Genomic DNA, 19,311 nt, shown 5'->3' with positions numbered 1-19,311 from the left:
CTCTGACCCAAGACACTTTTCTGCATGTTCGGTCGATCGAAACCCGTGGTGCTCGAGTCGTATGGCCACCGGCGCAAGCGTGGCCGCCCTCCACGTTGGCTGGTGCTGCTGTTGAGCGGCGTCGCGGTGGGCGTGGCGGGCGTGCTCGTGGTGCAGCAGCGCTACCTGCCGCCGCGCCTGTCGGCGAGTGAATCGTCGAAGCTGCGCGCGGCCTACGACAGCACCGAAGCCGAACGCCAGCGCCTGCAGCAGGCGCTCGGCGACACCGAACGCAGGCTCGCCGCCACCACCTCGCAGAACAAGGCGCTGCAAGACGAACTCGCCGGCAGCCGCACACGCATCGAGCGGCTCAGCCAGGACCTGGCTACCACGGTGGAGGCCTTGCCGCCCGACCCGCGCGGCGGCACGGTCGAGGTACGCGCCGGCAAGTTCACCGTGCGCGGCGGTGCGCTGGTCTACGACGTCGTGCTCGCACGGGATCGTGCGTCCAACAAACCCACCACCGGCGTGATGCAGCTGCAGGTGGTGGGCAGCTCGGCCAAGAGCCCGCAGACCACGGTGGCGCTCAAGCCGGTGCCGGTGTCGTTCACGTCGCATGAGGTGGTGAGCGGTAGCCAGCCGCTGCCGGAAGGCTTCAAGGCACGCGAGGCGACCATCCAGGTGCTCGACCGGCCCGCGGGCCGCGCCTTGGGCATGCGGGTGATGCTGGTCAAGTAAGGATCGTCCGACACGGATTTCGTCCGTGGAAACCCCGGGTTTGGAACGAGCGTTGCCGGAGTTTGTGCACCGGGACCTTCGTTTCGGGCAAAGGAGTTCCAAAGATGAAAGACGTATCCAAGACCTTGAGCATCGCCGCCGTCATCGCCATGGTGAGCGCCGCCGGCGTGACCATCGCCCAGACCACCAGCGATTCGCTTCCGAACAGCAACTCGCCCAACGCTGCATCCGCACCCGAGGCGCGCCCGTCGACCGACAACAACCCGCAGAACTCGGCCCTGCCGACGAACGAAGGCAACAGCTCGGCGACTCCGGGCGGCGCTGCCGCCACCCCGACGCTTGAACAGCGCCAGGAAGGCTCGGGCAGCATGGGCTCGCGCAACACGCCTGACGTGGGCACCACCAGCAGCACCGACTCGTCGTCGACCTCGTCGACGATGGACAGCTCGTCCAGCAGCGAACTGCCGGCGCGCGCCGACCGTGGCTAAGCCCTTCGGTCGACATCACTCAACGGGCCTGCGGGCCCGTTTTTCTTGCCCGATCAGAACACCGGCTGGCGAGGCGACTGCGCCGGCCGGCTGCTCACGCTGCGGGCAAACACCTCCTGCAGCGTGCGCCGCTCGGGCAGCACGTACACGACGGTCGGGCCGGCTTCCACCGTCGGCTTGAGCACCTGCTCGTAGAAGGCCACGGGCAGGTTGATGCAACCGTTGGAGATGCGGTTGTCTTCGATGGTCTCCGAGGCCAGGCGCTCGAAGCGGTGTTCGCTTTCCTTCACCACGCGCACGCGGTGCATCGACACCGCCGCGTCGTAGTCGACCCACACCACGTCTTCGCCGGTGAGCGTTTCGCCCATCTGTGCGACGAAGCGCCCGGCGGGCGTCACGCGCTCGTCGGGCTTGATCTGCGAGAGCGGCTTGTCGCCGATGCCAGGCGGGCTGTCGTCGCCGAGCGCCGAGCCCAGCAGCGCCGGCACACGCTGCAGGAGCTGGCCGCGGGCGTCGAAGGCGAGCACGTGGGCGCCGGGCTTGTCGACCACCACGAAGGGCCGGCCCCCGGCATCGCCCGCCACGGCCCACTGCACCACCTGCTCGAGCGGCGTGGCCGGCACGCGTGGGTTCGTCGGCACGGCTGCCGCAAATTCGACAGCTACGGGGGTGATGGCAACGGCCTGCGATGCGGGCGGCGTCGAGAGGCGCACCACCATCGAGCCGATGGCCAACTCTGCGGCGATGAAGACGGCGAGCGACCAGTAGGAGCCGAGCCAGGGCTCGTCGTCCCTGGCACGATTTACCGAATTGCCGTCAGTCTTGCCGTTCATGGGTCTTCCTGCTCGGGGTGCCAAGGCACCGGGTGTGCACTGCCACACCCTGAGCAATCCAGAAACCCGGCCAGACGAACGCCTCAGCGCACCTCGTCGATGGTGAGCAGCGTGGCGCCGTAGGTCGCGTCGCACGCGCCTTGTGGCGGGCACACGGCCTGGCCGACGAAGGGGTTGTCGCGGCCGGTGCGTGCGGCCCAGAGCTGCTCGGCCCGGGCGAGGTCGAACTCGGGAATGTCGTCTTTCGACGCCCGCAGCCCCGCCTGCGAAAAATCGCGCGGCAGGCGCGACACCATCGTCACGATGTGGTTCGTGCCCGGCGGCCCACCGGCGGTGATCTGCCAGCCCTTGCGCGGCAACTGCAGCTCCTTGTTGGCGTCGATGCGGTTGTCGCGGTCGATGGCGTTGGGGAACAGCAGGTACATGTGGCCCTTGTCGGTGCCACCGAGGAAGACGTAGACGTAGCCCGACTGCGAGGCCTTCACGCGGAACTGCAGGCGGTCCTTGCCGATGACGATGGCCGATTTGTCGGCCAGCGCGTTCACGCCCAGCAGCGGGTCGGCCTGGCGCACGATGTCCTGCAGCGCCGGCACGATGCCGAAGGGCGTGGCGGCGACGGCCGGGGGTGGTGGTGCCGCCGCAGCCGAGGCGGGCGGCGCAGGCGGCTCGCTGCGGGCCACGGCGGGCGATGCGGTGGTGCCAGGGTCGGTGGCCGGGGGCGCAGGCGGCGCCGAGTCGCGCAGGCCGAACCACCAGCCGGCGGCGGCGAGTGCGCTGAGCGCGAGGCCGCTGGCCACCCACAGGCCGGTGCGCGACGGTGCCGGCGCAGGCTCGGGGTTGAGCAGCTTGATCGGCGGCACGGGCGCGGCGGGCCGCGGGGCAGCTGCAGGAGCAGGTGATGCAGATGGCACGGGGGGCGCAGGCGGCGGTGGGCTCGGCCGCGGCACCTGCACGGTGACCGCGGGCGCCGCCGTGGCCGGGCCCAGCACGACCGTCGCGCCATCGTCGGCAAGCGTCGCATCGGCCGCCGGCGCTGGCGGCACGGCGGCCGGCACCGTCGACGGCGTGCCGGTGCCATAGCTGAAGAGTTGCCGCAGCGCGGCCATGTCTTGTGGGCGGTGCTCGGGGCGCACCGACAAACCCTTGTCGATCGCCGCCAGAAACTCCTGCGTGTAGTGCCCGGCCCCGGCCTGCGCGGCCGGCACCATGTCGTCGGTCACCATGCGGCTCACCGAAGGCAGCGGCGCCTTGCCGGTGATGGCGGCGTAGAGCACGGCCGAGAGTGCGTAGACGTCGGTCCAGGCGCCCTGCTTCATCGAGGTCGATTCGGCGTACTGCTCGATGGGGGCGTAGCCCGATTTCAGGATCACCGTGAGCGCCTGGGTCGCATCGCTGATGACGCGGCGCGCGGCGCCGAAATCGAGCAGCACGGGGCGCACGGCGTGCGGGCGGCCGATCTGGGTGGAGGCGTGCTGCAGCAGCAGGATGTTGTCGGGCGCGATGTCGCGGTGATAGCAGCGCTCGTGGTGCATCACCTCCAGCGCGTCGATCACCGGGTGCAGCAGCGAGAGCAGCCAGCCCTCGTCGGCACGCGCGCCGTTTTCCACCAGCCACTGCTTGAGCGTCGGGCCCTGGTAGTACGGCATCACCATGTAGGCGGTGCCGTTCTGCTCCCAGAAGCGGTAGACCTTCACGAGCGACGGGTGGTCGAACGACGCGAGCAGCTGCGCTTCGTTCACAAAGCTGCGCAGGCCGAGCTCGAAGGTCTCGCGGTGGCGCATCGAACGCACCGAGACCTGGTGCTCGCCGTCGCGCGTGGCCAGCGACGAGGGCATGTATTCCTTGAGCGCCACCACGCGGCCGAGCTGGGTGTCTCGTGCGAGGTAGACGATGCCGAAGCCGCCCTCGCCGATCAGGCCCTCGATCACGTATTCCTGCAGGCGATGGCCGAGCGGCAGTGCGTTGCCGCTGCCGTCGATCTCAATGCCGGCGCCCGCCACGGAAGTCGTCGCCGACGTTCGGTTGCCCATGTTCAGTGTTTCCGTCTTGTCGGGCGGAACGGGAGAACTCACCAACGACCCTCCAGCACCTGCGAAAAATGTTGAGCGGCGGGCAGACCCTGCGCCACGCTCAGGCTGTTGTCGGGCGACGCGGCATGGTCGGGCCACCACAGGCTGTGGCCGGCGTAGCGTTGCAAGGCATCGGCCACCAGCAGCCCCTGGGCCCAGGTCGACAAGGACGCGGCGCCGGGCAGAGTGTGCCTCACCCGGCCCGGCAAAAGTTGCGCGGCGGCCGGCGCCACATGCGCGCTTTCACCGATGGCCGGTGCGCGCGCGAGGGTGGATTCGAATTCTTCGAGCGTGGCGCCCGGGCGCAGGCTGCTCAGTGCGACCGCGCCGAGGTGGCCGTACCAGGCCTGCAGCGCCTCGAGGCCTTCGGCGGTGCCGGGCAGCGCCGGCATGTTGCGAGCGATCACCACGGGGAAATAGCGGCCGACCTTGTCGACACTCGGCATCATCACGCCCAGCCACCACTGGTCGTCGACCACCTTCGGCGCCCAGGCGAAGCGCCAGATCGGGCCAGTGAGGTAGACGTTGAGCCATTGGGCGCCGAGCTGGGCCTGGCTCGCTTCGATGCCGCGGGCGAGCCAGGGGTCGACCAGGTCGATGAAGTGCTGCGGCAGCCGGCGGCTGGCGAAGTCGCCGAGCATGGCGAGCTTGCCGTACCAGCCAGGGGCTTCCACGCCGGTGCCGGCGAGGAGGTCGAGAAGCGCTGACTCGTTCATGCGAGGCACTCGCTGGGCTTCGACAGGCTCAGCCCGAACGGAAACGGGCAGCGGCCCCCGCCGTTCGCCCTGAGCCTGTCGAAGGGCCCGTCGTTCAAAGCTTCCCCGGACACGAAAACTGCTCCAGCTCAGGCAAGCGGAAGGGGTTGCGCACGCTGCTGGTCGTCACGAGGAACTGCGCCCTGCGGCCGTCGACGTTGAAGGTCGCCTTCCACCGCTCAGGCCCGCCGGCGGGCTCGATCTGCTGCTTGTCGAAGATCTTGAACAGCGCCCACGGCCCATCGGTCACGAGGCCCGAGGCGCCACTGGCCGACACCGGCGTGATCTGCACCCGCACCTGCGAGCTGCCGCGCGGGCCGGGCCACTGCACCGTGGCCGGGATCTGCGGGCCGTGCGCGTACTTCACCAGCTGGCCGTCGACGTCGAGGATGAACTGCGTGATGGTCGCGTCCATCTCGATGGGCTTGAAGTCGAGCCGCACGCTGATCTGGTTGCCGCCGCCTCGGAAGAAGGTCTCACGGATCATCGCGGCGTGCTGGAACTGCAGCAGCGTGGAGCTGTCGGTGCCCATGCTCGCGCCGTCGACGCTCTTGAACTTCCACGGCTTGGTGCTGGTGTCGACGAAGTTGACGAGGTTCTTCTGGAAGAAGGTGTCGAAGAGGCCGCCCGGAGCGAAGAGCCGCGCGAAGTCTTCCGGCGTGGCGTCGCGCTGGCTGCCGCGCGCAAACGGGTAGCGCCCGGCCACCGCCTGCCGGCAGAACTCGCCGATCTCGGCGTTGATCGCCTGGCCGAGGTTGCTCCGCGTGATCTCGAGCGCCGCCGAAGTGCCGCTCACCGAGAGCGTGTTGAGCAGCGAGCGCACCGGCTCCGGCAGGCGCGAAGCCTCGGCCTTCACCTTGTTGGGCACTTCGGACGGCGGCGGCACGTTGCCGCCCTTCACCGCGGTGTCGGCCGCGATCAGCAGCGTGTAGACCTCGTTGATGAGCGCGATGGTGCCGTCCACCGGTGCGGGCAGCTTGCCGTCGGGCGAGCTGACCATCTGGCGCAAGCCGATGAAGCGGTCGTCGACGATGCTCTCGATGGCCTGGCCGGGCTCCACCGGCTGGATGCCGCCGCGGTTGCCGAGCAGGCGCATCAGGTCGTCGCGCGACTTCTGCAGCGCGTCGCGCGCCTTGGCTTCCACCGTGCCGACCACGTCCTTGCCCTGGCGCAGCGTGGTCTCGCGCGACATGGCCTTGAGCAGCGGCACGAGCGGGTTGTCGGGTGCCGACAGCACGCGCGCCATCTGCACCGCCTGCGCGAGGTTCGAGGTCTTCACCATCTTGATGTCGGCGATGAACTCTTCCCAGGTCTTGGCGTATTCGGTGAGGTAGAGCCGGCGCACCTCGTCGTTGAGCTGGAGCTTGATGTCCATGTTCTTCAACGCGTTCTGGCGGTTGCTGTCGGTCACGCCCAGCACCCAGCTTTCTTCATCGGCCAGCTGGCCCGAGACACGCTCGACCTCGCGCTGGAAGCCCTTGTGGTAGCCGTCGTGGCTGAAGAAGCCCGGCACGCCCTTGGTCAGCGGCTGGCCGCTGCCGCGGGTGAACACGAGCGGTGCGCCCGGGCCGGCCTTGCTCACGACGGTGAAGTCGGGGAACTCAGCGCCCAGGCCCTGCCGCTTCATGCGGCGGTAGATGCGCTCGGTGAGCGGCGTGGCCACGAGCCGCGCGCGCGTCTGCGCCACGAGGTTCTTGTCTTCGGGCAGCGGCGAGACGACGGCACCTTCGGCCAGCAGCGCATCGAGGTGCGACTCCAGCGCGGCGCGCTGCTCGGTGGTCACGGAGCGCGGCAGCGTCAGCTCCCATTCGGCGGTGACGTAGAGCTTGAGCGCCTTGGGGTCGAAGCGCTCGGGGTCGTACAACATGATGTACGCCTTCAGCGCCTCATATTGCAGCTCGGGGTTGTCGTTGCCGGTCTTCAGCTGCTCCTCGATGCCGAGCGCGATGCGTGGCAGCACGGCGTCGATCAGCATGCGGCGGTAGGCCTGCTGCGAGGCGGCGTCGAGCTTCTTGCCCTGGTAGAGGCCGAAGCCCAATGACCACGGCACCGAGTCACCGATGCTCGCGCGCGCCAGGTCGCGCGTGGCTTCGAGCGCGGGCAGCAGCACCAGCACGTCGGGCGAGTTGCGGTTGGGCGTGGCCTGCACGAGCTTCTTCACCTCTTCGGCCGAAGCGCCCACCTTGTCGACGTAGCGCTGGTTGCCGAAATAGCTGATGCCCCAAGCCGTGAGGATGGCCGCGCTCACGAGTCCGATGGCCACGTAGGCGCCGAGCGCCAGGAAGCCGCGGCGGCGCTCCCACTTGAGGTCGGTGCCCGCCAGCCCGCTTTCGGAGAACACCACTTCCTTCAAGAGGCGCTGCAGGAAGTAGCTCTTGCCGCTGGACTGGTTGGGCGGCACCACGGTGCGCTCCAGCCGGTAGGTGCGCGCGATGCGTCCGAGCATGCGGTCGATCGGCGTGCCTTCCTGCGTGCCGCTCACGAAATACACGCCGCGCAGCAGCGGGTGGGCTTCGAATTGCGAGGGCGAGAAGACCTGCTCGAGGTAGTCCTTCAGCAGGCCCTTCAGGGCTTCGAACTGCTGGGGGAAGCCGTAGATGCGGGCGCGGCGACCGGCGTCGCGCTCGAGTTGCAGCTTGCCGATGAGGCCATCGGTGAGGCGCTTTTCCAGGGCGTCGAACTCGGCGCTGAAGGCCGACAGGTCGGTGCGCTGCTGTTTGTCGAGCTTGAAGGTGAAGCCCCAGGGCGCGGCACGCGTGTCCTTGTCGACGTCGCCCAGCGTCTCCATGAAGCCCGACAGCAGGTCGCACTTGGTGACGAGCAGGTAGATCGGGAAGCGCATGCCCAGGTGCTGGTGCAGCTCCTGCAGTCGCGCACGCACGGTGGCGGCGTGCTGCTGGCGCTCGGCGGCGCTTTGCGTGAGCAGGTCGGTCACCGAGACCGTGACGAGCACGCCGTTGAGCGGCTGGCGCGGGCGGCTGCGCTTGAGCAGGCCGAGGAAGCCTTCCCACGCCTTCGCGTCAGTGTCCTTGTGGCTGTCTTGGGTGGTGTAGCGGCCGGCGGTGTCGATCAGCACGGCCTGGTCGGTGAACCACCAATCGCAGTTGCGCGTGCCGCCCACGCCCTTGATGGAGTGCTCGCCCGAGGTCGCGGCCAACGGGAAGTTGAGCCCCGAGTTGACGAGCGCGGTGGTCTTGCCCGAGCCCGGCGCGCCGATGATCACGTACCAGGGCAGCTCGTACAGATACCGCTTGCCCACGCGCGACGAGAGCCCGCTCCACAGGCCCGAGATGCCGCCTTGCGGCTGCTCGAACTGAGCGGTCTTGAGCGTCTGCAGTGCCTTGGTGAAACGCTCGTTGAGCGTCTTCAGCTCGGCGTCGCCCGCGGTCTCGGTCGCGGCGGGCGCGATGAGCTGGTTGACGACCTTGTCGTTCTTCTTGCGCGAGGCGACGAGCTTCCACACCTGCCGCAGCACGATGAGCAGCACGATCAGGCCGATGAAGACAAGGCGCGCGGTGGTGCTCTCGAGCGGCCGCCAGTTGCCAATGGCCACCAGCGGGCCGACGATCCAGATGACGAGCGAAAGGGCCAGCAGGCCGAGCACCAGCAGGACCCAGGGGTTGAAGATGATGCCGAGGATCTTCTTGATCATGATCCGGCTCCACGCGTCACGAACAAGGTGATCTCCACACGTCGGTTGAGGGCCCGGTTGGCAGGGGTGTCGTTGGTGGCCACAGGCTCGCCGTCGGCGCGGCCTTCGGCGCGCACGCGATCGGCCGGCAGGCCGTTGCCCACGAGGATCTCGCGCACGGTCTTGGCGCGCTCTTCAGACAGATGCCAGTTCGACGGGAAGCTCGCGGTGCGGATGCGCACGTTGTCGGTGTGGCCGGTGACGACCACCGCGCCCGGCACCTGCTTCAGCGCTTCGGCGATGCGCTTCATCAGCGCTTCGCGGTCGGCCGTGAGCGAGGCGCTTGCGGGGGCGAAGAGCCCGTCGCCGCGGATCGTGACGACCGAGCGGTCGACCTCGTCGCGCACCTGCACCTGCTCGCCCTTGATGTCGGCCACGAGGAATTGCGCCAGCCGCGGCTTCGGCGCCGGCAGCTTCACCGGCGGCTGCGGCGGGTTGAGCCGCAGCTCCTGGATGCGGCCGAACACCGGGTCGGACTCACCGCTGAGCTTGAACGCGAGCAGGCTGTAGATCGCCACAAGCAGCAGCGCCACGATGGCGGCCGTGACCCACAGCGGCAGCCAGGTCAGCATGCTGCGCTTGCTGGGCTTCACGCCTTCCCAGTTCTGCGCGAGCGCAGGCGCGTAGGCGCCCCGCTCCTTCTGCAGGATCTGCGCGAGCCGCTCGCGCACCGCTTCGAGCTGAGCCTTGCCGCCATCGACCACGCGGTAGCGGCCTTCGAAGCCGAGCGAGAGCACGGCGTAGATGAGCTCCAGCAGGTCGCGGTTGGCCGCAGGGTTCTCGGCCAGCTTGGCCATCAGCTGGAAGACCTTCTCGCCGCCACCCGTCTCGTTGTGGAACATCGCGAGCAGGCTGTGCCGACCCCACTGCCCCGAGGCGCCCCAGGGCATGCTGGCAGCCGTTTCATCCAGCAGGGTGCAGAGGATGTAGCGCGCGGCCAGCACACGCTCGGGTGCGATCCCCTTGGCACGCGCGCCGGCTTCGAACTCGCGCACGCCCTGCGCCATCGACTCGCGTAGCGCGGCCGGGTCAGCCAGGTGCGTGGTGGCCCGCACCTGCGGCACCAGCGCCAGCAGCGGGTTGGCGAGGGCGACGAGCGGGTTCAGCCCGCTTTCGGGCGTGCCGATGTCGGCGGCAACGTCAGCCCCCGCCGCGCCCATGCGCGGCATGGCCGGCGCGGGCGCCGGGGCCGCGGCGCGCCCACCCGGGGTGGGCATGATGAAGGTGCGGCCGGTGTCGATGTCGGCGAACGGGTCGTCCGGTGTCGGGTTGCTCATCGCAGGCTCTTTTGTCGGTGTGGTGTGTCAGAGAGCAGCACGGCTTGCCACTACTTGCGAACAGCCCATAGCTCCAGCTCCAAGCCGGGGAAATCACCCGCGGTGTGCATCGCGAAGCTGCCGTTCTGCTCGATCGGCTTCCACAGCTCGCCGCCACGCTCCAGCTTGAAATAGAAGAAGCCGTCGTGGAACGGCAACTCTCGCGGCGCCACCGCCTGCGCCGCGAGGCTGATGCCGGGCAGCTGCAGGTTGACGAGGTCGCGGATCTTCTCGGGCGGGCCGACCTTGGTCTGCGCCGGGAAGCGCTGGCGCAGCTGCTCGTGCGAGAGCTGCGCGTTCACCGCGAGGTAGAAGGTCGCGTTGCGCGCCAGCTCGAGATCGCTGACCACCGCCGTGCGCACGCCGTGCTTGCGGTCGACCAACTCGACCTGGATCGCCTTCTGCTCCAGCACCGCCGTCAACATGCCGCGCAGCGCGTCGAACACCGGGGTGAAGGTGCGCACGAGATCGTCGTGCCGGTACGGCGGAAACTCCGGCGGCCGGCGCGCGCTGCTGGACAGCGTGGCCAGGTCACCCGCCAGGCGCAGGCAGTCGCCGTGCAGCTCGCGCGGGTGCGCCACCGGCGTGGCCGCGTGCTGGCTGAAGATCGGCTCGTTGCGGTTGAGCGTCTGCAGCATGAGGAAGTCGGCCATCTCCGAGACGCCGTGGCTCAGCTGGCCCATGCGGCTGGCCAGGTGCTGCGCCCGCTGCAGGATGAGCCCATGCAGCAGCGAGGCGGTGGCCGAGAGCTGCGCGCTCGCATCGATGGCGACCTGCGGCGCGATGTAGCTGCGCTCCAGCGTAACCTGCCCGTCGCTGCGGCGCTCGGCCACGAGGGCCACGCCGAGCAGCGCGTAGGCCTCGCCCGCCTCCTTCGCGCGCACCAGGCGCAGGCGCAGCCTGCCGGTCTGGATGGTGGTGGGCTCGTCGGACGCGTCGGTGTTGTCGCGCACGTCTTCTTCGATGGCGGTGAAGCGGGCCAGCTCGCCGTCACCGCCCGTGCCGAAGTCGACTTCGTTCAAACCCTCGCGCTGCAGCGGCAGCGCCAGGTAGATCAGCTCGCCCTTCACGTCGGGCGAGATCTCGAGCGGTGCGGGCAACGGGTCGAGCTGCGGCATGGCGAAGGGCGTGCCGTCGGGCAGCATCCCGCTTGCGCGGGTGAGCCCCACCTTGCCGAGGGCGAGCAGGCCTTCGTCGATCTCCAGGTCGGCAAAGCCCCAGGCAAACGGCGAGACGCAGCGCGCACGCGCGTCGACCAGCCGTTCGAGGTAGCGGGTCTCCTGCTGGAAATGATGGGGCTGCAGGAACATGCCCGAGGACCACACGACTTTGGCGCGCCAGCTCATGGGTTGTGTCTTCTAAGAATGGGTCTGGTGGAAGTCGGCAAGACTCACTTGGGAGACGTGCGCTTGGCCTGGATCACGATGCCGTCGAGCTGGAGTTCGATCACGTTCTTCTTGTTGGCCACCACCGGCACCACGGCGCGCCAGCGCGCACGCTCCAGCTCGCGGAAGGCGGCCATCACGCCGATGAACTTGGTGTCGGGCGAGAGCGGCTTGTTGATCGGCTTGCTGTCGCCCGGGCGCAGCACGAACTCTTCGCGGCTCACGAACTCGGCCGCCAGCACTGCCTGGTCTTTCTCGAACAGCGACACGAAATCGGCCTGCTCGAAAAGCGTGGGCGCCTTCAGTTCGAACACCCGCACCACCACCGGCGACGGGCGACGGCGCGCATCGGGGTTGACCTGGGCCGAGGCCACCACCGTCGTGCTCAGCGTGGCCGGGCCGCTGCTGAACATGCCGCACCCGGGCAAGGCCATCACGGCCGCCACGCCGGTGGCCGAGAGCAGCCAGCGGCGGCGGTCTTGAGGAAGTAGGAGCTGGGTCATGTGCGAGCTTCGAGTTCGTCGATCGTTCGTCAGGAAGGCAGGGGCGCACGAGGCTCCCCCGAGAGTCGCCCGCAGAATACCGGCCGGGCCTGGGTGCGCCGCGTGACCAAGGTCATCCGGCACTGCACGACCGCCCGGTTGACGAAGGTCAGTTGGACCGCCGCCACGCAAGGCCTAGGCTTCTCACCATGAAACCCTCGCCGACCCGTGCCGCCCTGGGCCTGACGCTCGCCGTCGCAGCGGGCCTCGTCGGCTGCTCGTCCACCAAGCCGCCGCCGGCCGCTGCCGCCCCGCAGCCGGTGGCCGCGCCCTCCCCCGCCCTGTCGAACACAGCGCCCCCGCGCGTGCCCGCCGGCAGCGCCAAGGCCGGCCCCAAGGGGCCGAGCGAGGTGCGCACGCGCAATGCGATGTTCAAGCTCGCCAGCTATGAAGAGTTGCCCGGCTGGCAGGACGACGACATGCGCGCCAGCTGGAGCGCCTTCCGCAACTCGTGCGACGTGCTGCAAAAGCGCGACGACTGGCGCGAGATCTGCGCCTCGGCCAAGACCGTGCCGCCCACCACCCGCGCGATGCGCAGCTTCTTCGAGAGCCGCTTCACGCTCCTGCGCATCCTGCACACCGATGCGCGTGGCGATGGCGACGTGACCGGCTATTTCGAGCCCCTGCTCGAAGGCCAGATGCAGCGCGACGGCGAGTTCAGCACCCCGGTGCTGGGCGTGCCGCGCGACCTCTACACGATGGACTGGTCTCGCGTGCCCAAGGCGCAGCGCCGCTCGGTCGTGCGCGTGAGGGCCGACGGCAACCTGCTCTTCCCCGCCCAAGCTGGCGACGCCGCCACCTACGCGATGGACCTGCGCCGCTTCGAGCTCGACGACCGCGACCGCCGCCTGCGCGTGCGCCTGGTCGGCAAGGCCGGCGCGCCCGATGCGCGCGTGGAGCCCTACTACACCCGCGCCGAACTCGAAGCGCTGGGCCTGCCGCAGGGCATCGACGCACCGGTGGTGGTGTGGGTCAACGACCCGCTCGCGCTCTACGCGATGCAGGTGCAAGGCTCCGGGCGCGTGCGCATGCCCGACGGGCAGATCATGCGGCTGCAATACGCCGAGCAGAACGGCCACCCGTTCAAGCCGCTGCGCGTGGTGCCCAAGCCCAAACAGCGCTTCGCCACCCGTGGCATCGGCGATGCGGGCGGGCCCGAGCAGGCCGACAGCTTCGTGATCGAAGGCGAATCCCCCGAGGAACGCACTGACGAGCCCGCCGTCGACGCACCGGTGCTCACCCGCGGCATGTCGGTCGGCAAGCCGGCCCAAGGCGGCAACACGGCGACGGCCAGCAACAGCGCCGCTGCCAAGGACGACCCGCTCGTCGACGAGCTGCTGAAAGGCGCCCGCAAGTCACCCAACGCCCCGGCGAAGCGGCCTGCGCCCGCCGCCGTGGCCAGGCCGGCCAAGCCCGCCCAAGCCGCCGTGGCCGGCCGCTTGTCGGCCGACCCGAGCTTCGTCTTCTTCAAGAGCGTGGCCGACCGGCCCGCGAGCGAAGGCCCGCAAGGCGCTCTCGGCGTGCCGCTCACCCCGGGCCGCTCGGTCGCCGTCGACCCACGTGTCACGCCGCTCGGCTACCCGGTCTACCTGAGCGCACCCGCGCCCAAGGGTTCGGCGATCTCGATGCAGCGCCTCGTGTTCGCCCAAGACACCGGCGGCGCCATCCGCGGCGCGGTGCGGGCCGACTACTTCTGGGGCTTCGGCAGCGAAGCCGGCCAGATGGCCCGCTCCACCAAGCACCGTGGGCAGATGTGGGTGATGCTGCCCACCGCCGAGGCGAACCGTCTCGCCACCAGCAAGCTCGTCACCCGCGGTGTGTCGGTCGGCCCGGCCGGCAGCGACACCTCCTGCCTGGTGCCCGATGGGGAGTTCTGCGCCGAGGTGGATTGAGCGCCCGAATCTCCCAGCGCGCCTACGCCAGCCCCTTCGCCAGAGCCCGCGTCAGCGCACCCGCCTCCACCCCGTCGAGATTGCCCACCCGCTGCCCTGACCAAAGCGGCGTGAAGTCGCCGATGCCCTTCGCTTCGGCCGCCGCCCGCAAGGGGGCGATCGCGGCCGTCGCGGTCGGGAACTCCGGCGCATCGGCCGAGAGCGGCCCGATCTCGCGCATCACCCGGTTCACGATGCCACGCGCCGGCCGGCCGGTGAAAAGGTTGGTGAGCGCGGTGTGCCGCGCCTGCGGGCTGCGCAGCGCGGCGCGGTGCAGCGCCGAGGTCTGCGCCTCCGGGCACAGCATGTAGGCGGTGCCCACCTGCACGGCCGACGCGCCCAGCGCCATCGCGGCCTTCACCGCATTCGCATCCGAGATGCCGCCCGCGGCGATCACCGGCATCTTCACCGCCGCCACGATCTGCGGCAAGAGCGTCAGCGTGCCCTGCTGGCGAGTGAGGTCGTGGTCGAGGAAATGGCCGCGGTGGCCGCCGGCCTCCAGGCCTTGCGCGATCACCGCGTCGACGCCGTGCTCCTGCAGCCACAGCGCTTCATCGACCGTCGTGGCCGACGAGAGGATGCGCGAGCCCCAGCTGCGCACACGCTTCATCAGCTCGGGCGCGGGCAGCCCGAAATGGAAGCTCACGATCGGCGGCTTGAAGGGCTCGATCAGGTCGGCGATTTCGCTGCTGAAGGGGTTGCGGCCGGCGCCGGCCGGCACCTTGTCGATGTCGATGCCGTACTCGGCGTGGTAGGGCGCGAGCCGCGCGCGCCAGCGGGCTTCACGCGCGCTGTCGGGCGCCGGGTTGGTGTGGGCGAAGAAGTTGACGTTCCAGGTGCCGCCGTGCGCGGCCAGCGCCTTCAGCTCGTCTTGCAGCGCCTGGGGCGCGAGCATGGCTGCGGGCAATGAGCCCACGCCACCCGCCTCGATCACCGCGATGGCCAGCCGGCTCGTCTGCACACCAGCCATCGGCGCCTGGATGATGGGCAGCTCGGTCTTGAGCAGGTCGTGGAGGGGCATGGAGTGTGTTCCTCGGTCGTCGTCAATGGGATGCGCTTCATCGTACCCGCCGTCGCTGCAAAAGCCGCATGCCACTGACCACGCGATGGCCCGCCGTCCTACAGCGTTTGCACGCGCGCCGTTCCACCATGCCGGGCATGCCGCCCTCCGACCCCGATCCCTCGACGCCACCTCCCCCACGAGCGCCGCACGCGCGGCGATGGCAGGCCGCCCGCATCGCACTCTGGGCCGGGGTGGCCAGCGCCCTGCTGGCCGCCGTGGCCGGCGGTGCCTATGTCACCCATCTCATCCGCCACACGCCGGGCGTGCAAGACCTGCGCGAAGTCACCTCGGCCCGCCCCTCGGTGCTGCTCTCGGCCGATGGCGAGACGCTCGCCACCTTCAGCCGCGGGCCGTCGCAGCGGGTGACCGTCGACGAGGTATCGCCGCACCTCATCCAGGCGCTGCTCGCCACCGAAGATCACCGCTTCCACGAGCACGGCGGTGTCGACGTCAAGCGGCTCGTGGCCGCCCTCTACAACACCTGCATCGGCCGCACGCAAGGCGGCTCCACGCTCACGCAGCAGCTGGCGCGCAACCTCTTCCCCGAAGAGATCGGCCGCAGCCGCTCGCTGCACCGCAAGCTCAAGGAGCTGGTGACGGCCCTGCGCATCGAGCAGCTCTACAGCAAGCGCGAAATCCTCGAGGCCTATCTCAACACCGCGCCGTTTCTCTTCAATGCCGTGGGCGTGGAGATGGCCGCGCACACCTACTTCAACAAGCCCGCCGCCGAGCTGAACGAGCTGGAGAGCGCCACGCTCGTGGGCATGCTCAAGGGCCCGCGCTACTACAACCCGGTGCTCAACCCCGAGCGCGCCCGAGAGCGGCGCAACCTGGTGCTGGCGCAGATGCAAAAGCGCGGGTCGCTGGATGCCGCACGCTTGCGGCAACTCGCCGCGCAGCCGCTCCAGGTGAGCCTCAACCGCTATGCCGACGCGCCCGGCCCTGCGCCGCACTTCAGCGGCCATGCACGCAAGTGGCTGCTGGCCTGGGCCGAAGCCAGCGGGCACGACCTGTACGCCGACGGCCTGGTGATCGAGAGCACGCTCGAGATGGACCTGCAGCGCGCCGCCGAGCAGGCGGTGGCTCGTCAAACCGAGGCCTTGCAGCAGATCGCCAACGTCGAATGGAGCCAGCCCCAGCTGGTGGAGACCTCACTCAACGGCGCCCGCCTGCCGCGGCGGGCCGAGCCCTTCGGCTACTTCTGGAAGCAGCGCCCCGAGCTGCTGGCCGCCGCGGTACGCGAAACGCCCGAGTTCCGCCGCGCGTTGGAAGGCGGCGCAAGCGAAGCGCAGGCCCTGCGGGAACTGCTGGCCGACCAAGAATGGGTCTCGTCCCTCAAGGCCCGCAAGACGCGCCTCGAAGCCGGTTTCGTGGCGATGGACCCGACGACGGGCGAGGTGAAGGCCTGGGTCGGCAGCCGCGACTTCGCGCAAGACCAGTACGACCACGTGGCGCAGGCCGCACGCCAGCCGGGCTCCACCTTCAAGCCGCTGGTCTATGGCGCCGCGCTCGAAGGCGGCATTCGCCCGCAGCGCGCCTACCTCGACCACGCGGTTGAGATCCGCAGCAGCGATGGCAGCGTGTGGAAGCCCACCGACATGACGCCCCCGAGCGGCCTGCCCATGACGCTGCGCGACGGGCTCGTGCACTCGCGCAACATCGTGACCGCACAGGTGATGCAGGACGTGGGCGTCGACCGTGTGGTGGCGCTGGCACGTGCCACCGGCGTGAACCAGAGCCGGCTCGACCCGGTGCCCTCGCTCGCGCTCGGCACGAGCCCGGTCACGCTGCTGGAGATGGTCAACGCCTACGCCACCATCGCGCACGAAGGTGTGCGGCGCGAGCCGCTCGTCATCAAGCGCATCCGCGACCGCGAAGGGCGCGTCATCGCCGAGTTCGGCTCGTCGCCGCGGCGTGCGATGTCGCCCGACACAGCGGTCACGCTCATCGACATGCTGCGCGGCGTGGTCTCGCAAGGCACCGGCACCATGGTGCGCACGCGTTTCGGCATCACCCAGGCCGACGTGGCCGGCAAGACCGGCACCACGCAGAACAACACCGATGGCTGGTTCATCCTCATGCACCCGCGCCTGGTGGCCGGCGCCTGGGTCGGCTTCAACGACTCGCGCGTGGCGATGCGCAGCAACTACTGGGGCCAGGGCGGGCACAACGCCATCCTGCTGGTGGGCGACTTCTTCCGCGACGCGCTGCGCGGCGGCCTCGTCGACGCCCGCGCGCGTTTCGCGAGCCCGCAGACGCCGCAGGCGGTGATGGCCAGCTGGCCGGCCGTGGCCGACGAACGCGACGGCGCGTCCATCGCGCGGCTGGAAGTGCAGGCCGACACGAGCCCCGACACCGCTGCGCCGGAAGACACACCGCCCAAGACCTCGCAGGAGCTGGACCAGCTGATCCAGACCATCGGGCAGCGCGACCGGTGGTCGTCGGGCGGCGCGGCAGGCGCTGCGATGTCGGTCTCGCCCATGCGGTAAGCATCACGCAGTCCAAAGAAAAAGGCCGGCAATCACGCCGGCCTTTTCGTTGAGACGAGACGACCGTCAAGCCGCCTTGTCGATGTCGCGCAAGCGCTTGATCTGATCGTGGTTGGCCTGCACGCCGAGCTGCTGGCGCGCGATCACCGCCCGCACCGACTCGGGCAGCGCCTCTTCCTTCAGCGCGGCGCGGTAGCGGCCAAGGGCGGCGTCTTCGCCGCGCTCGCACTCTTCGAGCATCGCGTGGTCGCTGTAGCCCGCGAGCGAGCCGCGCACCGCCACCCAGCCGCGGTGCAACGCGCCCGTGGCGGAGCCGCCCGAGTCGGGCTTGCCGCCGTACTCGACCACGAGCGTCTGCAACTCGCCTGCGGCTGCGCGGCACTCTTCGGCACGGCGCAGGAAGAGGTTGCGCAGGTCGCCCGACTTCACGTGCTTGGCGCACGCGGTGAAGCCGAGCTCGCCGTCTTTCGAGGTTTCGATCAGGTCGTTCAAGGTATCGACGATGTCATCGTGACTCATGGGCATTTCTCCTTTCAGTACTGCCAGAGGAGGCCCGCCACGAATCGTTTCGCCGCGGGCCTTTTAACGCCCCTCCTCCACGGCCGTCTGGTTGGCCAAGGTGCTGTCCGGCAAGGCTGCGTACTCCTTCAGCCGGTTGTAGAGGGTCTTCAGGCTGATGCCCAACGCTGCAGCGGTCTTTTCCTTGTGGTTGCCAAGGTGCTCCAGCGTTGCAAGCGTCACCCTGCGTTCGATCTCGGCAAGTGCCGTTCCGACCTGGATGGTCAGCGACGGCACCGCGGGCTTGTCCGACACGCCCGCGGCCTGTACCGGATCGCCCGGCAGGCAGGCATCGTGGATCAGCGTGTCGGTGGCCATCACGTAGGCGCGGCAGACCACGTTGCGCAGCTCGCGCACATTGCCTGGCCACTTGTACGACTGCAGGCGCTGCAGCGCGGCCGGCGCGAACTGCTTGCGCTGGCCTTCGCGCTTGGAGATCTGGTCGAGGAAGTGTTGCGCCAGCAGCGGGATGTCTTCCGCACGCTCGCGCAGCGGCGAGAGCGCGATCGGAAACACATTCAGGCGGTAGAACAGGTCTTCGCGCAGCTTGCCGGCCTTCACCGCGTCCATCGGGTCGCGGTTGGTGGCGGCCACCAGGCGCACGTCGGTCTGCTGCACGGTGGTCGAGCCCACGCGCATGAAGGTGCCGGTCTCCAGCACGCGCAGGAGCTTCACCTGCAGGTCGAGCGGCATCTCGGTGATCTCGTCGAGGAAGAGCGTACCGCCGCTCGCGCGCTCGAAGAAGCCCTGGTGCTGGCGGTCGGCACCCGTGAAGCTGCCCTTCTCGTGGCCGAAGATCTCGCTTTCGATCAGCTGCGGCGAAATGGCACCGCAATTGACGGCAAGAAAGGGTCTCGCGCGGCGGCGGCTCAGGTCGTGCACCGTGCGGGCCACGACTTCCTTGCCGGTGCCGCTCTCGCCGGTCACGAACACCGTGACGTTGGTGCAGGCCACGCGCATCACCTGCTCGTACACACGGCGCATCACCGGCGAGCGGCCCCACAGCGCGCCGAAGTGGCCTTCCTTTTCCAGCTTGGCTTCGAGCTCCTGCGCTTCGTGCTGGAGCGGGCACGGCGCGCTGATGCGCGAGATGAGTTTCTGCAGCTGTTGCGGCGCAACGGGTTTGACCAGGTAGTCGGCCGCGCCGCGGCGCAGCGCCTGGATGGAGGTGTCGAGGCTCGCATGCCCGGTGACCAGCACCACCTCGGTCTGCGGCATCGAGCGGGTGTCTTCCAGCAGCTCGAGGCCGTTGCCATCGGGCAGCACGAGGTCGAGGAAGACAAGGTCGGGCGTTTGCAGGGCCATCTGGCGCCGTGCATCGCGCAGCGAGCCCGCCGTCGCGACGGTCATTCCTTCGGTGGCAACCAGCATGGCCAGGGTTTCGGCCGAATCGCTGTCGTCGTCAATTACCAGGACGTGTGGCATTCCGTTTGCTCCAGTACATCTGAATCGGTTGGAGAGGCAATTCCTGTAG

14 protein-coding genes are annotated in these 19,311 nt (G+C 69.4%); 4 read left to right on the top strand and 10 right to left on the bottom strand.

Features of this window, described 5'->3' with window-relative positions:
- Positions 1 to 24: 24 nt before the first annotated feature.
- Both KF892_02885 and KF892_02880 read left to right on the top strand, forming a co-directional pair.
- Positions 25 to 717 carry a hypothetical protein gene (locus KF892_02885; GenBank protein ID MBX3623932.1) on the top strand — a complete coding sequence of 231 codons (693 nt, stop codon included), beginning with the start codon at positions 25 to 27 and terminating at the stop codon, positions 715 to 717.
- A 104-nt stretch (positions 718 to 821) separates the two neighbouring features.
- Positions 822 to 1,205, top strand: a complete 384-nt coding sequence (locus tag KF892_02880) for a hypothetical protein (GenBank protein ID MBX3623931.1) — start codon at positions 822 to 824, stop codon at positions 1,203 to 1,205.
- A 53-nt stretch (positions 1,206 to 1,258) separates the two neighbouring features.
- Here KF892_02880 and KF892_02875 read toward each other — a convergent pair whose 3' ends face one another.
- The 7 genes from KF892_02875 to tssJ form a co-directional block, all read right to left on the bottom strand.
- Positions 1,259 to 2,038, bottom strand: coding sequence for a hypothetical protein (locus tag KF892_02875; GenBank protein MBX3623930.1), 780 nt, complete (start codon positions 2,036 to 2,038; stop codon positions 1,259 to 1,261).
- An 83-nt stretch (positions 2,039 to 2,121) separates the two neighbouring features.
- On the bottom strand, positions 2,122 to 4,068 hold the full coding sequence (locus KF892_02870) for a protein kinase (protein ID MBX3623929.1): 1,947 nt from the start codon (positions 4,066 to 4,068) through the stop codon (positions 2,122 to 2,124).
- Between the two features lie 38 nt (positions 4,069 to 4,106).
- The gene (tagF, locus tag KF892_02865) at positions 4,107 to 4,823 is read right to left on the bottom strand and encodes a type VI secretion system-associated protein TagF (protein ID MBX3623928.1); all 717 of its coding nucleotides are present in this window, start codon (positions 4,821 to 4,823) and stop codon (positions 4,107 to 4,109) included.
- 94 nt (positions 4,824 to 4,917) lie between these two features.
- Complete coding sequence (tssM, locus tag KF892_02860) at positions 4,918 to 8,514, bottom strand: type VI secretion system membrane subunit TssM (GenBank protein ID MBX3623927.1); 3,597 nt, start codon at positions 8,512 to 8,514, stop codon at positions 4,918 to 4,920.
- Positions 8,511 to 9,830, bottom strand: a complete 1,320-nt coding sequence (locus tag KF892_02855; protein ID MBX3623926.1) for a DotU family type VI secretion system protein — start codon at positions 9,828 to 9,830, stop codon at positions 8,511 to 8,513. Before KF892_02855 ends, tssM begins: the two co-directional genes overlap by 4 nt.
- 50 nt (positions 9,831 to 9,880) lie before the next feature.
- Complete coding sequence (tssK, locus tag KF892_02850) at positions 9,881 to 11,215, bottom strand: type VI secretion system baseplate subunit TssK (GenBank protein ID MBX3623925.1); 1,335 nt, start codon at positions 11,213 to 11,215, stop codon at positions 9,881 to 9,883.
- 44 nt (positions 11,216 to 11,259) lie between these two features.
- Positions 11,260 to 11,757 (bottom strand): type VI secretion system lipoprotein TssJ, encoded by a 498-nt coding sequence (gene tssJ, locus KF892_02845; protein ID MBX3623924.1) that lies wholly within the window; start codon positions 11,755 to 11,757, stop codon positions 11,260 to 11,262.
- Between the two features lie 1,037 nt (positions 11,758 to 12,794).
- On the opposite strand from tssJ, the gene KF892_02840 reads away from it, so the two are divergent.
- On the top strand, positions 12,795 to 13,688 hold the full coding sequence (locus KF892_02840) for an MltA domain-containing protein (GenBank protein MBX3623923.1): 894 nt from the start codon (positions 12,795 to 12,797) through the stop codon (positions 13,686 to 13,688).
- Between the two features lie 22 nt (positions 13,689 to 13,710).
- On the opposite strand, the gene KF892_02835 is transcribed toward KF892_02840, so the two are convergent.
- On the bottom strand, positions 13,711 to 14,748 hold the full coding sequence (locus KF892_02835; protein ID MBX3623922.1) for a nitronate monooxygenase: 1,038 nt from the start codon (positions 14,746 to 14,748) through the stop codon (positions 13,711 to 13,713).
- A 128-nt stretch (positions 14,749 to 14,876) separates the two neighbouring features.
- On the opposite strand from KF892_02835, the gene KF892_02830 reads away from it, so the two are divergent.
- Positions 14,877 to 17,279 carry a transglycosylase domain-containing protein gene (locus tag KF892_02830; GenBank protein ID MBX3623921.1) on the top strand — a complete coding sequence of 801 codons (2,403 nt, stop codon included), beginning with the start codon at positions 14,877 to 14,879 and terminating at the stop codon, positions 17,277 to 17,279.
- 66 nt (positions 17,280 to 17,345) lie between these two features.
- Here KF892_02830 and KF892_02825 read toward each other — a convergent pair whose 3' ends face one another.
- Positions 17,346 to 17,798: a PA2169 family four-helix-bundle protein gene (locus tag KF892_02825; GenBank protein MBX3623920.1), complete on the bottom strand. Its 453-nt coding sequence runs from the start codon at positions 17,796 to 17,798 to the stop codon at positions 17,346 to 17,348.
- 63 nt (positions 17,799 to 17,861) lie between these two features.
- Positions 17,862 to 19,262, bottom strand: coding sequence for a sigma-54-dependent Fis family transcriptional regulator (locus tag KF892_02820; GenBank protein ID MBX3623919.1), 1,401 nt, complete (start codon positions 19,260 to 19,262; stop codon positions 17,862 to 17,864).
- Positions 19,263 to 19,311: the final 49 nt, after the last annotated feature.

The organism is Rhizobacter sp., assembly GCA_019635355.1.
Classification (GTDB): Bacteria; Pseudomonadota; Gammaproteobacteria; order Burkholderiales; family Burkholderiaceae_C; genus Rhizobacter.
Note: the sequence above shows the minus strand (reverse complement) of the source record. Positions and strands in the feature narration are given on the sequence as shown.

What these genes read in the sequence shown, in the direction of transcription:
- KF892_02885 (MBX3623932.1), top strand. Translation starts at nt 25, where the DNA reads ATGTTCGGTCGATCGAAACCCGTGGTGCTCGAGTCGTATGGCCACCGG.
- KF892_02880 (MBX3623931.1), top strand. Translation starts at nt 822, where the DNA reads ATGAAAGACGTATCCAAGACCTTGAGCATCGCCGCCGTCATCGCCATG.
- KF892_02875 (MBX3623930.1), bottom strand. Translation starts at nt 2,038, where the DNA reads ATGAACGGCAAGACTGACGGCAATTCGGTAAATCGTGCCAGGGACGAC.
- KF892_02870 (MBX3623929.1), bottom strand. Translation starts at nt 4,068, where the DNA reads ATGGGCAACCGAACGTCGGCGACGACTTCCGTGGCGGGCGCCGGCATT.
- tagF (MBX3623928.1), bottom strand. Translation starts at nt 4,823, where the DNA reads ATGAACGAGTCAGCGCTTCTCGACCTCCTCGCCGGCACCGGCGTGGAA.
- tssM (MBX3623927.1), bottom strand. Translation starts at nt 8,514, where the DNA reads ATGATCAAGAAGATCCTCGGCATCATCTTCAACCCCTGGGTCCTGCTG.
- KF892_02855 (MBX3623926.1), bottom strand. Translation starts at nt 9,830, where the DNA reads ATGAGCAACCCGACACCGGACGACCCGTTCGCCGACATCGACACCGGC.
- tssK (MBX3623925.1), bottom strand. Translation starts at nt 11,215, where the DNA reads ATGAGCTGGCGCGCCAAAGTCGTGTGGTCCTCGGGCATGTTCCTGCAG.
- tssJ (MBX3623924.1), bottom strand. Translation starts at nt 11,757, where the DNA reads ATGACCCAGCTCCTACTTCCTCAAGACCGCCGCCGCTGGCTGCTCTCG.
- KF892_02840 (MBX3623923.1), top strand. Translation starts at nt 12,795, where the DNA reads ATGCAGGTGCAAGGCTCCGGGCGCGTGCGCATGCCCGACGGGCAGATC.
- KF892_02835 (MBX3623922.1), bottom strand. Translation starts at nt 14,748, where the DNA reads ATGCCCCTCCACGACCTGCTCAAGACCGAGCTGCCCATCATCCAGGCG.
- KF892_02830 (MBX3623921.1), top strand. Translation starts at nt 14,877, where the DNA reads ATGCCGGGCATGCCGCCCTCCGACCCCGATCCCTCGACGCCACCTCCC.
- KF892_02825 (MBX3623920.1), bottom strand. Translation starts at nt 17,798, where the DNA reads ATGAGTCACGATGACATCGTCGATACCTTGAACGACCTGATCGAAACC.
- KF892_02820 (MBX3623919.1), bottom strand. Translation starts at nt 19,262, where the DNA reads ATGCCACACGTCCTGGTAATTGACGACGACAGCGATTCGGCCGAAACC.